This is a genomic window from Paenibacillus sp. JT22N15 (assembly GCF_059383755.1).
The window spans coordinates 320,218-334,088 of the sequence record NZ_JBXENV010000004.1 but is presented as its reverse complement, the minus strand read 5'-3'; the positions used below and the strand labels follow the sequence as shown (position 1 = coordinate 334,088).

Sequence of the window (13,871 nt, the reverse complement as noted above, 5' to 3'; positions counted from 1 at the left end):
AAAGCCGCTGTCGAAAAATATTGAATGGAGAGGTTATTAAAATGAATCAAAAATACAGTAAGCTATTTGAATCCTTCACGTTCAGAAACGGAATTACAATCAAGAATAGAGTCGTTATGGCACCTATGACAACTTGGTCAAGTAATGACGACCTTACCATTTCAGATGAAGAGGTGAAATATTACAAACAGAGAGTAAATGGAGTAGGGCTTGTCATTACTGGCTGTACTCATGTTTCACCTAATGGGCAAGGTTTTACGAATGAATTTGCTGGATACAACGATGAATTTATTCCAAGTTTACGAAAATTAGCGGATGCAGCCAAAAGTGGAGGTTCCCCTGCTTTGCTGCAGATTTTTCATGCAGGGGATAAAGCCTTGCCGGGATTGGATGCAGTCAGTGCGAGTGTCTATCAGCCGGAGGCTACTCCTTTTGGCCCAAGTGCAGAAACAAGAGAGCTATCACATGAGGAAATCCTGTCGACTATACGTGCTTTTGGCGATACAACGAGAAGAGCAATTGAAGCTGGCTTTGATGGCGTCGAAATTCATGGGGCTCATGGATTTTTAATTCAAAACTTCTGGTCTCCTGCAACCAATCAAAGGACAGACCAATGGGGAGGAACCATTGAAAATCGATTGCGTTTTCCATTGGCAATTATCGAAGAAATTAAAAAGGTCATTGAAAAGCATGCTACAAAACCGTTTATGTTAGGCTATCGTTTGTCCCCTGAAGAATCCTCTAAAGTGGACGGATTACGTATGGAGGACACGTATAAATTAATTGATTTCCTTGTTGAACAAAATTTAGATTATATACATGCTTCATTAGATCATGTGTTTTCCAAGCCTATAGATAGTCAAGATGAGAAAACAAAGCTTGAATTGATTCTTGAAAGAGTAAACGGTAAGGTGCCTGTGTTGGCGGCCGGTTCCATAATCTCACCAGATGATGCTCTTAAAACAATGGAATTAGGATTACCGTTATTCGCTATTGGGCATGCGTTAATTATGAACCCCGATTGGATTGAAAAGGTTGAAAATGGACGTGAAGCTGAGGTCGATTCCGTACTAAGCGTTTCAAAACTCGACCAGCTTCATATTCCAGAAAAACTTGGGAATGTTATTCAAGCAGCGCCAGGATGGTTTAATATCGTTGAGTAGAAAAGTGGCCCCATAGGGGCTGCTTTTCTTATTTATCTTGAGCTAATCTATCCGTTAGCTTCTTTTACTTAATTTCTTAAATACCGAGTATTCCTTATTGGACTTAATAAAACTTAATATCTTTTCGGCACATTCTATTGGATTCATTTCTTCTGTATTTACTTCGAGGTCATATTCATTAATGCAATATACTTTGCTGAACTGTGAAGCTGCTAGTCCTATATTTCTATCTCCTCTTGCTTGCTCTCTTCTTATGAGTTCTTCTTTCGAGCATATTACACCTATAAATAACGTAGGCTGGTCGAAAAATAGATCAAGAGACTCATTAAACCGCTTGTCATTGTCGATTACAGTATCTACTATTACATTCAAGCCCATTTCTGAAAACAATTTAATTGTCGAATAGTACATTGAGAGTAAGGGATCAAACATGATTTGTGCGATAACTTGCTCATCTACTTCTCTTGCAGGTTCAATATCTGAAAATTTATTTCGAAAAAAATCCTTGATAAAATCATCTATTGATAAATGATGAAAAAGAATCTCTTTCTGATTCATCAGTTCAATAGAAATACTAGTCTTTCCTGAACTTGAAGTTCCGTTCATCAATACAATGATTCCTTGCTTCAAACGAATCACCCTCACATATAAGATTTGCGTATTTTTCAGATAATGTTATATTCACAAAGCACATTGCTCCCGCGCCATCGCTTAGGCTACGACCTCATTATATTCCATTTCCGATCACTGATAAAAGAACGTATACGCCATTTGAAAGTTGGTATTTCTCCAAAGAGACCTTTCTCCTTCCGATTTTACAGCCCAATCCACAAAAATACCCCTGCATAAAACTAAAAATGCCCCTTTGATTAATTGCGATTTTTAACGTATATTTTCGTGTAATTGGATATAAAGCTGTTCCAGTTTTTGTTCAGGTGCTCTTCGGTAGCGTCTATGCACCGCGGCATGTACAATAGTTAGACGAGGTGTTTGACATGGAAGGGCTAGGGGATGGAGCATATGAGATGGATGCGAAGGGCAAGGTTAAAAGTAAAAAACATGAGGTTTCAATACAAATTATTAATGGGCTATTTGCTGGCCTGTGTTATTCCTTTAGTATTTGTAAGCGTTATCATATTTCGTCAATCGGCGGGGGCGCTGGAGGATTCCTCTCAAGAATTTGCTTCTCTTTATACGTCGCAGCTCAAGACGACATTGAACGAATTTCTGGGGGAATATGACAAGGTCACCAAGTCGGTATTGGTTGACAATGAATTGATCTACAGAATTGGAGATAAGCGAAGCTTGCCAATGGATGAATTAATCGTTCAAAAAATGGAGGTTCAGCGGCTATTAATGCGAGTGGCCTTGCTCAAACCAGAAATTAGTACCGTGATGCTAATCAGCCGGGATACTAACGTGTATCAATATACGACTACAACTAGCAGAGTGGTAGAGGATATTTTGTTGTCCCGTGAATGGTATAAACAGCTCAGCAGCACAAAGGATACTTTTTTTATTACCGGGCTGCATGATCGTTCTTATTACGAGGATAAGGGGGCAGGAGCTGTAGTAACGGTCGGACGGGTATTGTTCAGCTCGGACGGAGCCTATGCAGGCCTTCTTCTCATAGATTTGGACCCGTTTACTTTGCTGCGGCTTGATCATGAATTTGTTTTGGCTCGGGACAAATACGGCATGAGCGTCATCATAAGCAATAGTCAAAATGAAATCGTCTATCATTCCGATGCGGCCAGCGGCCGCTTATCCTGGCAGCAAGTACTTGAATCCGGTACAGAGCTTCTGCAGGATAATGGCAGCGATGACAGCATTATTTTAACGGGCAGCACCACGCAGGGTAATTTGCTTATTAGAACCGAAATTCCCCGCTCGAAGCTGCTCCACAACATCAATCAAATCAAGGGAGTGACGGTGTCGGTCATTTTGATGAGCTGTCTCGTCATCACTCTTATATCGTTTAGTTTGAGCTATAAGATTACGAAGCCTATTAAAGCCCTCCGCAGAAGCATGAAGCAGGCAGAGGTAGGCCAATATTTGCCCATAGAGAAAGAGCAGGCTAACGATGAGATTGGCAGCTTGGTGCACAGCTACAACAAAATGATTATAACGATTCGAACCTTAATTAATGATGTGTATATTGCGGAGATCAAGCAGCGACAGGCCAAATTCATGGCTCTCCAGAATCAGATCAATCCCCACATCCTTTATAATACGTTGGAATCTATCCGTATGAAGGCGCTCGTTAAAGGGGACGAGGAAACCTCGAATATGATTAAAATTTTGGCGCGCATGTTTCGGCTGGCTTTAAGCAAAGAAGGCAAGCACCACTGCGTGAAGCATGAATTGGAATATACCACTAACTATATAGAGCTGCAAAATATCCGATTCGATAATAGGTTCAGACTGGATATCAGAATGCCCGAAGAGATGCTGAATTGCAGCATCATTCCCCTCATTTTTCAGCCCATTGTTGAAAATAGCATTAATCATGGATTTGAGGACTACAGCCGGATAATCAATATCGAGATTGAAGGCATCTGGACGGACGAAGGAGAAATGCTCATTCGGTTAATGGATGATGCAGCCGGTATTTCATTGGAGAAACAAGAAGAGCTGCGTGCCTTGTTGGAGTATGCTGAATCGGACAAATATAAATTAGGTGGAGCTGATGAATCGGAGGGTAACGGGATAGGCCTCAAAAATATAGCTGAGCGTATTAAACTCCATTATGGCGCTGATTATTATTTAACGATTCGCCAGAGACTTGATCGGGGAACGATCGTCGAAATATTAATTCCTAAACGGTAGGATATTGTTCGGCAGCAAAATAGAAGGAGAGGGGTTTTGGCATGAAGCTGGTGTTGGTTGATGACGAGAAAGGCATTGTGGATGGCATCAAACTCTTAATAAACCGGTATATCCCGGAATGTGAAGTGGTCGGCGTAGCCTATAATGGCTTGGAAGGTGGAAGCTTAATTCAGGAATTGCAGCCGGACATTGTGATTACGGATATTCGGATGCCTCAAGTTAGCGGCCTCGACATGATTAAAGGGCTGAAAGACAAGGGCAGCCAGACTACATTTATTCTCTTAAGCGGATATGCTGAATTTGAATATGCACGGAGAGGTATGCAATTAGGCGTACAAGCCTATATCAATAAACCGGTCGAGGAAGAGGAGCTTCAAAGCTGCGTTCATCAAGCCATGAAAGCGATTCGTGCGGATCGGGCTAAGCGGCAGGAAGTAGCTGACTTGAAGCAGGAGGTCCATCATCTTATTCAAGAGAACGCTCTGCGGGATATCCTAGATGTCGGCAGCGATAATACGGAGCTTATGGAAGAGTGGCTTGAAATGGCGCAAATCCCGACAAAGGGAAACGGGTTCGTGGGGTTTGTACTTGAATTTGATCGTAAATTCGATGCTCTAAAGGAAGTCGGTCTACAGCAGGTGCTCTGTCAAATAGATCTGGCTCTTGAGCAGTATGACGGAGTGTATCGGTTTCGTTATACAAGTGCGCAGGTTGCCGTGGTAGTTGCTCACGGAGGGCCTATCCGCTATACGGAGCTGCTTCGTGCGGTGCAGCGTCTCCAAGAGGAAGTAAACCTAAAGCTGGGGCTTTCTATGACCATCGGTGTTGGAACGATTCAGGAAAGGGCCGCTGGCATCAGCCAGTCTTTTGAAGAAGCCCGCTATGCGCTAAGCTATAAAGTCGTCAAGGGAGCGAACACGGTAATATCATTCACTGATATTACAAATCTGTCAGGAAGGATTCAATCTGTTCCAGAAGAGAGCATCGCCAAGCTGGAAGCGGCCCTTGAGAACATGGATGAAAAGGAATGTGTAAGCATCATACACGATATTTTTCGCTTGATGGATTCCGAACCAAGCATGACCCCCGCTGATTTACAGATGCATTGTGTGAACATACTGTTAGCGAGCATTCGGAAAATGTCCTTTCAGCAGCTGCAGCAAAATGATTTTTTGGGCCGTCATATTTTGTCATTGGACGGTATATCCCGATTTCGGACCTTAGAATGCTTGGAGGAATGGATGGTTCAAGCCATTAGAAAAATAATCGAGTTCAAGCTGGAGCATAACATACCTAAGAAGAAGGATATTATTGCAGAGGTGAAGGAATATGTATCTGCCCATTATAATGAACCGATTACACTTGCGGATTTGTCTGCGCGTTTTTTTATCAGCCCTTATTATTTAAGCCAGTTTTTCAAACAAAAGACGGGAGAAACCTATGTAAGCTTTTTGAGCCGAATTCGCATCGGTAAAGCAAAGGAGCTTCTTGAAAGAACCGATTTAAAGGTGTACGAAATTTGCCAAAGGGTAGGTTACTCGGATACGCAGCATTTTGCACGGCTTTTTGAAAAACTAACGGGCTGCAAACCAAGCGAATATCGCAAGCGGCTGCCAAGCAGCTAGCCTTATTTAGCCACTCCCTGAAGGAGTGGTTTTCTATTTTCCTTAAAAATGCCCTTGTTTATCCTTAAAAATGCCCAATTGAGAGACACAACCCCTAGTTGTATATTATTCATGTAAGCGAATACAACAACGAGATATTGGGGGTGATCAGTTGAAAGAAGTTGCATTTTATCGAATGAAGGTGTATTGGCCGTTGTATGTGATGGCGATTCCGGGAATCGTTTTTCTCATTATATTTAAATATATTCCACTGGCTGGTGCTGTAATCGCCTTCAAGGACTATTCGGTGTTTCAAGGGCTGATGGATAGTCCTTGGGTAGGCTTCAAGCACTTTGAGACTTTGCTGGAGCATCCTGACTTTGCCCGAGTGTTCGGAAACACGCTGATATTAGGTTTTCTCAAGCTCACACTGGTTTTCCCGGTGCCGGTTCTTCTGGCGCTGATGATCAATGAAATTCGAAAATCGGCGCTCAAGAAAGGAATACAGACCGCTTTGTATATTCCGCATTTTTTATCTTGGGTTATCGTTGCCGGTATCGTTTTCGATTTTTTTTCATTAAGCGGATTGTTTAACATCGTTATCGGCTGGTTCGGCTTTGAACCTCTGCTGGCGATGCAGGAAAGCGAATACTTCCGGCCCATTTACGTGCTTTCATCCATGTGGAGGGATGCTGGCTGGGGAACCGTTGTGTATATAGCGGCGATCAGTGCGATTGACCCTCAACTGTACGAATCCGCGATGATGGATGGGGCGTCCAAATTCCGACAAATTCGCCATATTACATTCCCGCTGCTGCTGCCTACCGTACTGGTATTGTTCCTGCTTGAAATCGGCAACTTTTTGGATCTTGGCTTTGATCAGGTCTATAATCTAATCACCCCGATGACCTACAACGTAGGAGATATTCTGGATACGTACGTGTTCCGGACCGGCATTCAGCAAGCGCAGTACAGCTTCGCTACGGCGGTTGGATTATTCCAGTCGATTATTGGACTGATACTGGTGTATATATTCAATCGAATGTCGAAGAAAGTATCGGATGGGGGGCTCTGGTAGACATGTTCGAATCGAGAAGCGAAAAAATATTTGTATCAGGCATTACGATCGTTCTCATCCTCCTGTCCGTCATAGCTCTCATCCCGCTGTTGTCTGTCATATCTACCTCGCTTAGCTCCAAAAACGCTGTGGATATGAATTTGGTCACCTTATGGCCGAAGCAGTTTACCTTCGACTCGTGGAGTTATATTATCGATCGTCCTGACTTATGGAAATCGTTTTTTCTAACTCTGGTCACGACGTTGATTGGAACGGTTTTGGCGCTGCTGATGACCGCGCTGCTTGCTTACCCGCTTTCGAAGTCGGAGTTCCGCTGGGGGCCCGTAATCATGATCAGCGTCGTAATCGCCATGATCTTCAAAGCCCCTATCGTACCTTACTTCCTGACGATTCGCGGCATAGGACTTTATGATAATCCGTTGGTGCTCATCATACCGCATATTCTGAATCCTTTTAATTTGATTATCATGAGAACGTTTTTTAAACAATTTTCGAAGGAGCTGGAGGAAGCGGCCTTGCTTGAAGGCTGTGGATATTTCCGGATGCTGTTTCAATTGGTGCTTCCACTGTCCAAAGCAGTCCTTGCGACACTGGCTTTGTTCTACGGCGTGGTGTTATGGAATCAGTTCCAGCATCCGCTCCTTTTCCTGCAAAATACCGACTGGTTTCCGCTGCAAATCAAGATTCGGCAGTTTATTACAGACGATAACGTCATTATGGCGGGCGCTGCATCAACGGTTGATCTGAACTACAACGAGCGAACCTTAAGAGCGGCCACGGTTATCTTCGCTATCCTTCCGATCATTATGGTGTATCCTTTCTTACAGAAGTATTTTGTTAAAGGGGCAATGATCGGTTCGGTAAAAGGCTAGTCATCCTTTTAGGTTTTTAGGCGAACAGCCTTAAACATATTACGGAAAGATATGGGGGAAAACAAATGAACGTTAAAAAAATGGGATTAACGATAGCGGCGGGAATTTTGGCTGTTACGGTTATAAACGGCTGCGGCGGCAACACGAACACTTCGAATGATGCTGCCCAGAGTCAAACGAGCAGTACAGATGGGGTAGTCGATATTGAAGTATGGGGCACCAACATCGGTTACAAGCCGATCACCAAAGGCAGCCAGCTGTATGAATTTTATAAGGAAAAGCTTGGCGTAGGCGTCATCCATCCTTATGTGGAATGGAACGGTGGAACGAATTACCTGAATCAGCTGAACTTGAAGATTGCGGCGAACGAAATGCCAGATTTGTTTACTCCCCAACAGGGCATGGAAGACAGCTTGGCCAAAAATGGCGCAATTGCCGACCTGACAGAGCTATTGCCGAAATATGCCCCGAATCTTTGGGAAACGATACCAACTGAAATGTGGGATGTTGTCAAGGCCAATGATCCAACCGGTCAGGGGAAAATCTATTACATCCCTGGCTCGGTCGATTACGGAAGATATGCGGGAATGATTCGTCAGGATTGGCTCGACAAGCTGAACCTGCCGATGCCAACAACGCAAGACGAGTACGTCAAAGTACTTGAGGCGTTCCGGGATCAGGACCCTAACGGCAACGGTCAGAAGGATGAGATTCCAACTGGCGGCCGTCAAGATGCTCGCTGGATGGACCACTTGTTCGCGATGTACGGTGTGGCCATGTTTGAAGGGTACCCGGAGTGGGATCTGTACGATGGCGAGCTTACTTATTCAGCCGTAACACCGAATATGAAAGCCGCTTTAGAGTTCATCGCCAAGCTGTATAAGGACGGCTTATTGGATAAGGAGACGCTTCTGAACGACAAGGCAAAGTGGGATGGGAAAATTACGTCCAATAAGGCCGGGAACTACTTCCACTGGGTGGAGCAGCTCAATCTCAATTTGGAAAACCTGCAAAAAAATACGGGTGTGAAAGCAGAATTTTCCGTGCTCCCTGTACCTAAAGTTGAAGGTTATGAGGGCTTTTACACCGGGAAAAGATTTGCTCCCCCGCAATGGGTCGTGAAGAACAATAAAGATGAAGAGAAACTGATGGCTACCTTAAAGCTGCTGAACAATATGTATGACAAAAATAATTTTAAAGCGCTATACCTCGGTGTGGAAGGCATGCACTATACAATGAAGGACGGCAAAGCCGTCAAGCTTCCGGACGATAAGAGTACACAGGAAAATCTAGTTCTTAATCCATATTCAAGCTCGTCGACACTTGACTTTACCATTGATCTTTTTGAAAGCACCGCATCGGAAGAGAGTAAGTGGATCGTCGATCAGGTGACTAGCAATATGCAGGAAGCTCAAAAATATGCCAAGGTCATCGCCGGCGATGGCATGTCTGCCAGTGTATACGAGGGCTATCCGGATATTAACAATCGGACGCTGTTCGTGGAATATGCAGCCAAAATTATACTTGGACAATACCCAATCAGCAAATTCGATGAATTCGTAGACAAGTGGAACAAATCGGGTGGAGAAGAAGTGACGAAGCGTGCCAGAGACTGGTATGCCAAAGTAAAGAAGTAATCCAGTAAAAAATTAATCCACTAAAGATAAAGGCTTTGAATCAGGAGGGAGGCTAGGATGAGCAATCTTTTGAAGGAAGTGCTTGAGGGTCGAGAACATAATTATATCCTTCCCTTTCTCTGGCAGCATGGCGAGGAGGAGCAAGCGATTCGCGAAGAGATGGCACGTATTCATGAGGCTGGAATCGGTGCTGTTTGTGTAGAGGCACGGCCTCATCCGGATTTCCTTGGGCCGAAGTGGTGGGCGGACATGGACATCATTATGGATGAAGCTCGAAAGCGCGACATGAAGGTGTGGATGCTCGATGACGACCATTTTCCAACCGGACATGCGGCAGGCAAAGTGAAGGAGGCTCCAGAGGAGCTTCATCGCAAGTTCCTGGGTGAACGTTTTATCGATACCATCGGTCCTGCCAAAGGCACCTCTCTGCTGCTGGATACATTACTGATGAGCGGACTTCGGCCCACCATTTCGCAGAGCCAATACGCGACCGGCAAAAACAAGCTCACCTCCGTAGTCGCTGTGCGTCGAGCATCAACCAATGAAACGTTAACCAGTGAATGCATAGACTTAACTGAGCTAGTGCATGACGGCATTCTGTACTGGGATATTCCTGAAGGCTATTGGCGGGTATTCATCGTTTCAGAAAACAAGGATGGCGGCAGCAAGGCGCAGGAGGATTATCTAAACCCGCTCGTTCGGAATTCGGTTCGTATTTTGCTTGATACGGTTTATGAGGCTTTTTACAATAGGTATCACGCAGATTTTGGAAATACCTTTGCTGGATTTTTTTCAGATGAACCCGGGTTCTACAACGATAAGACGACCTTTGATTTCAATTCGAAGCTGGGAAAACAAGGCGTTTCCCTGCCTTGGAGCGATGAAATGCCGGCCCTGCTTGAACAGGCGTTGGGGGAGGATTACCGTAAGCAGCTGCATCTCCTCTGGCATGAGGCGGGGGAAAAGTCGAGCATGGTTCGGTATGCTTATATGAATATCGTCAGCAAGCTTTACGGGGAAAGCTTCTGCAGCCAGATCGGAGAGTGGTGCAGAGCCCACGGGGTAGAATACATTGGACATGTGCTGGAAGATAACAACGTTCATGCAAGGCTTGGCTCCGGCGCAGGCCACTTCTTCCGCTCGCTTTGGGGACAGGACATGTCGGGTCTCGATGTGGTGCTGTGGCAGATCGTTCCAGGCTTTGATGAAATGTCTTTTCGCTGGCCGGCAGGGGAGACAGACAGTGAATTTTTCCACTATGGCCTCGCAAAGCTAGGTGTGTCGCTGGGGCATATCGATCCGAAAAAAAAGGGAAGGACGATGTGCGAATTGTATGGAGCCTATGGATGGGCAGAAGGGCTAAAGCTGATGAAATGGCTCACTGACCATATGCTCGTTCGTGGCGTCAATTATTTTGTTCCACATGCATTCAGTCAAAAAACGTTTCCGGATCCAGATTGCCCGCCGCATCTGTATGCAGGTGGGGAAAATCCGCAATACCGCTATTATAAGCATCTGAATCATTATATGAATCGGATGAGTCACCTGATTTCAGGCGGGCGGCATGTGGCGACCGCAGCAGTCGTTTATCATGCTGAGGCCGAATGGTCGGGGGAGGCGATGTATTTTCATAAGCCAGTCAAGCAATTGATGCAAAATCAGATCGACTGTGATGTTGTTCCCGTTGATATTCTTGTGGAGGCGGCGAGTGTAAAGGATAGCAGGCTGCTGATTAATCAGGAAGATTATCGTTGCCTCATCGTGCCTTATGCAGAGGCGCTGCCAGCGGCAATGATCCGGAGTTTGGTCCAGTTCGCCGATCAAGGTGTTGCCGTCCGCTTTATTGATGACTGGCCTGCACGCTCGAGCGAAGGCAGTGACGTGTCTGCCGAGCTAACCAGTCTTGCTCATCATCGGAACGTAAAGCTTGTCGCATTAGACCAACTAGCCCAACAATTAATGGCTGATGGGTATTACGATATGAAAGCTGCTAGTTACGAGCCATATCTACGGAATTATCATTATGTTCATGAAAATTTGGCTGTATTCATGTTTTTTAACGAGCACCCGCATCAACGCATTTTTACGGAAGTTGTGTTGCCTGTCCAAGGCGAAATATATGCCTATGATGCTTTTCTGAATCGGTTGATTCAATGCAAGGCTAACAGGGAGACTGGAGCGGTGCAGCTGGAGCTTCATCCCTATGAATCGATTGTTCTTCTCCATGGGGCTGATCTTGGAGACTTCACCGTGCTTCCAGAGCAGCGGACCGTAACAGGAATGGATATAGCAGGTGAATGGACGATTTCCACCGCTGATGCTGAGCACTATCCTTCGTTCAATGAATGGGGGAGAATGACGGCTTTAACAAACATGAGCAAGCCAGATTATTTACCGCGATTTTCCGGCACCTTTCGTTATGAAACGGTGTTTGAATGTACGCAGCATTGGAATCAAGCCTTATTAAATCTTGGGGAAGTCTATGAAACGGCAGAAGTATGGGTAAACGAAGAGCAAGCTGGCGTGCGTATATGTCCACCCTACCAGCTAGAAATCGGCGGTCTGCTGAAAAAAGGAAAAAATAAGCTTGTCATTGAAGTTACGAATACGCTCGTGAAGGACCAGCGCGACTACTTGTCGGCTTTCTCGCAGCAGGAACCGAGCGGGCTCATTGGGCCTGTACGGGTGGATGTGTCAGAAGATTAACTTATTTAATGAAGGAATCCATATTTTTGCAGCAGGAGTCGCCTGGCATAACAGGCGGCTTCTGCTTTTTTGTCGCGAATAAATCAATTTTGAACCGGGGTCCCTTTTCATTGGTTTTGAGATTCATAAAGTATGGATTCAGCAATCGTTATGCCGGTACGGTGTTAACTTAATTTAGTGTATATGCTCAGGGTGACACTAACCTTTAACACAGTACCTGTACTAAAAGTGCGTACTTACATATTTATAGTGCAATCTTTATACTCAGAGCATGAAATAAATAATTTCTATACGCCTGGAAATATTGAAATTAAGAAAGAGGGATAATTTTATGTCAAATGTCTGGAAAATTTATTTATTAGCTGCTGTTAGCTTTTTGGTTGGAACATCCGAGTATATCATAGCAGGGATTCTCGACACAGTTGCAAGAGACGTTAATGTCTCCGTCGCTGCTGCTGGTCAGCTCATTACTGTTTTTTCACTCGCCTATGCTTTTGGAACACCTTTCCTTATCGCATTTACAGCACGAATGGAGCAGCGCAAGCTTTTAGTTTATTCACTTGGCGTATTTGTGATTGGAAATATTATCGCCGTGGTTTTACCTGGCTTTGGATTTCTTATAGTCTCACGCGTTATTCTTGCACTAAGCATGGGAGTATTCGTTGTAACCTCCTTTACTGTCGCTACCAAGATGACTCCACCTGATAAACAAGGAAGTGCAATTGCAACGCTCCTTATGGGCTTTAGCACCTCGTTGATTATCGGTGTTCCGCTAGGCAGAGTTATTGCTTCCGTTTATGATTGGAGATTAATCTTCGGGGGAATCGGTGCACTTAGTATTCTTGCGATGATCGTTATACTCTTAGTCATCCCACGCTCAAATGGCGATGAATCGGTTCCCTTGCGCAAACAGCTTGCTTTAATTAAGCAACCGAAAATAATGGCAGCCCTAATGATCACTTTCTTATGGATTTCTGGTTATTCTATTGTCTACACCTACATTTCTCCCTTCCTGCTGTCGGTTACAGGGATGAACAGTAAAACAGTCATCATTGCTTTATTCGCTTTCGGGATTGCCAGCTTATTCGGCTCAAAGTTTGGCGGCTATAGTACAGATAAATGGGGATTCCCTCGTACTTTATTTGTCAGTATGGTACTGCATGCAGTAGCCTTAGTTCTACTGTCATTATCAGGCCAATGGCCTGCTATCGCTTTCCTTGTACTCATATTTTGGGCTCTCTCCGCTTGGTCAACAAGTCCAACTCAGCAATATCACTTAATGACGCTTGCTCCGGCTGCTTCAGGCATTATGGTGAGTATGAATACTTCAGTTTTACAGCTTGCTATGGGTGCTGGTGCAGGAATTGGAGGCGTTGTCGTGGAACAAGCTTCCTTAGCTTTGATTAGTTGGATTGGAGCTGCAGTTATTGCCATCGCTGCAACAACCGTTATGGTATATTTAAGAGTAACCCGCTCTAAAACTCCATCAGAACTTAGAAAGATATAGAAAAAAACTAATATCTAAAAGAGGGGTGCTTAACCAACTGCAAGACTGCTATAAAAAAGAAGTATTTCCCTGTTCAGGAGATACTTCTTTGTCATATAAACAAAACAACTATGCCTACCGCTGTACAGCCTCCAGAGCAGGCGAACTGTTTTTCTCCCCCCACTCGCACATCATATTTAACAATGGAATGAGAGAAAGACCACTTTCAGATAATGAATATTCAACTTTTGGAGGTATTTGGGGATATTCCTTGCGTATGATAAGCCCATCTGCCTCCAGCTCTTTTAACATGATGCTTTGCGTTTTAAAGGAAATGGTACCGATAGATCGTTGCAGCTCATTAAACCGCATTACCTTATTTTCAGACAGCCAATACATAATGATCATTTTATATTTACCGCCTATTAAGGACAACGTGTATCCAAAGCCAGTTTCTTTTAGATTCACGCCAGTTGGAATATAGGTTTCGCTCACA

Annotated in this window: 10 protein-coding genes; 8 read left to right on the top strand and 2 right to left on the bottom strand. The window is 44.4% G+C overall.

Annotated features, from left to right (window positions below; all coding sequences use genetic code 11):
* The first annotated feature begins 41 nt into the window (after nt 1-41).
* Nucleotides 42-1,163 carry an NADH-dependent flavin oxidoreductase gene (locus tag AC50X8_RS10030; protein ID WP_056041464.1) on the top strand — a complete coding sequence of 374 codons (1,122 nt, stop codon included), beginning with the start codon at nt 42-44 and terminating at the stop codon, nt 1,161-1,163.
* 54 nt (nt 1,164-1,217) lie between these two features.
* Here the strand turns inward: AC50X8_RS10030 and AC50X8_RS10025 are convergent, their stop codons facing one another.
* Nucleotides 1,218-1,793 carry a chloramphenicol phosphotransferase CPT family protein gene (locus AC50X8_RS10025; RefSeq protein ID WP_056041045.1) on the bottom strand — a complete coding sequence of 192 codons (576 nt, stop codon included), beginning with the start codon at nt 1,791-1,793 and terminating at the stop codon, nt 1,218-1,220.
* Nucleotides 1,794-2,222: 429 nt separating this feature from the next.
* Here AC50X8_RS10025 and AC50X8_RS10020 point away from each other — a divergent pair, with 429 nt between their 5' ends.
* The 7 genes from AC50X8_RS10020 (at nt 2,223) to AC50X8_RS09990 (ending at nt 13,396) form a co-directional block, all read left to right on the top strand.
* Nucleotides 2,223-3,992, top strand: a complete 1,770-nt coding sequence (locus AC50X8_RS10020; protein WP_494879599.1) for a cache domain-containing sensor histidine kinase — start codon at nt 2,223-2,225, stop codon at nt 3,990-3,992.
* Between the two features lie 41 nt (nt 3,993-4,033).
* A complete protein-coding gene (locus tag AC50X8_RS10015) occupies nt 4,034-5,617 on the top strand; it encodes a helix-turn-helix domain-containing protein (RefSeq protein WP_494879597.1) in 1,584 nt (527 codons plus the stop codon).
* A 151-nt stretch (nt 5,618-5,768) separates the two neighbouring features.
* On the top strand, nt 5,769-6,674 hold the full coding sequence (locus AC50X8_RS10010; RefSeq protein ID WP_056041050.1) for an ABC transporter permease: 906 nt from the start codon (nt 5,769-5,771) through the stop codon (nt 6,672-6,674).
* A 2-nt stretch (nt 6,675-6,676) separates the two neighbouring features.
* Entirely contained in the window at nt 6,677-7,546 is an 870-nt protein-coding gene (locus tag AC50X8_RS10005; RefSeq protein ID WP_056041051.1) for a carbohydrate ABC transporter permease, read from the top strand.
* A 65-nt stretch (nt 7,547-7,611) separates the two neighbouring features.
* Nucleotides 7,612-9,183: a type 2 periplasmic-binding domain-containing protein gene (locus AC50X8_RS10000; RefSeq protein WP_056041052.1), complete on the top strand. Its 1,572-nt coding sequence runs from the start codon at nt 7,612-7,614 to the stop codon at nt 9,181-9,183.
* Nucleotides 9,184-9,240: 57 nt separating this feature from the next.
* Nucleotides 9,241-11,889: a glycosylhydrolase-like jelly roll fold domain-containing protein gene (locus AC50X8_RS09995; RefSeq protein WP_494879595.1), complete on the top strand. Its 2,649-nt coding sequence runs from the start codon at nt 9,241-9,243 to the stop codon at nt 11,887-11,889.
* A gap of 331 nt (nt 11,890-12,220) precedes the next feature.
* Complete coding sequence (locus tag AC50X8_RS09990) at nt 12,221-13,396, top strand: MFS transporter (RefSeq protein WP_494879592.1); 1,176 nt, start codon at nt 12,221-12,223, stop codon at nt 13,394-13,396.
* A 114-nt stretch (nt 13,397-13,510) separates the two neighbouring features.
* Here the strand turns inward: AC50X8_RS09990 and AC50X8_RS09985 are convergent, their stop codons facing one another.
* Nucleotides 13,511-13,870 (bottom strand): winged helix-turn-helix transcriptional regulator, encoded by a 360-nt coding sequence (locus tag AC50X8_RS09985; protein WP_494879589.1) that lies wholly within the window; start codon nt 13,868-13,870, stop codon nt 13,511-13,513.
* Between the last annotated feature and the right edge of the window lies 1 nt (nt 13,871).

Coding starts and splice junctions, on each gene's coding strand:
- AC50X8_RS09995 (WP_494879595.1), top strand. CDS start 9,241: ATGAGCAATCTTTTGAAGGAAGTGCTTGAGGGTCGAGAACATAATTAT.
- AC50X8_RS10000 (WP_056041052.1), top strand. CDS start 7,612: ATGAACGTTAAAAAAATGGGATTAACGATAGCGGCGGGAATTTTGGCT.
- AC50X8_RS10030 (WP_056041464.1), top strand. CDS start 42: ATGAATCAAAAATACAGTAAGCTATTTGAATCCTTCACGTTCAGAAAC.
- AC50X8_RS10015 (WP_494879597.1), top strand. CDS start 4,034: ATGAAGCTGGTGTTGGTTGATGACGAGAAAGGCATTGTGGATGGCATC.
- AC50X8_RS10005 (WP_056041051.1), top strand. CDS start 6,677: ATGTTCGAATCGAGAAGCGAAAAAATATTTGTATCAGGCATTACGATC.
- AC50X8_RS10020 (WP_494879599.1), top strand. CDS start 2,223: ATGAGGTTTCAATACAAATTATTAATGGGCTATTTGCTGGCCTGTGTT.
- AC50X8_RS09990 (WP_494879592.1), top strand. CDS start 12,221: ATGTCAAATGTCTGGAAAATTTATTTATTAGCTGCTGTTAGCTTTTTG.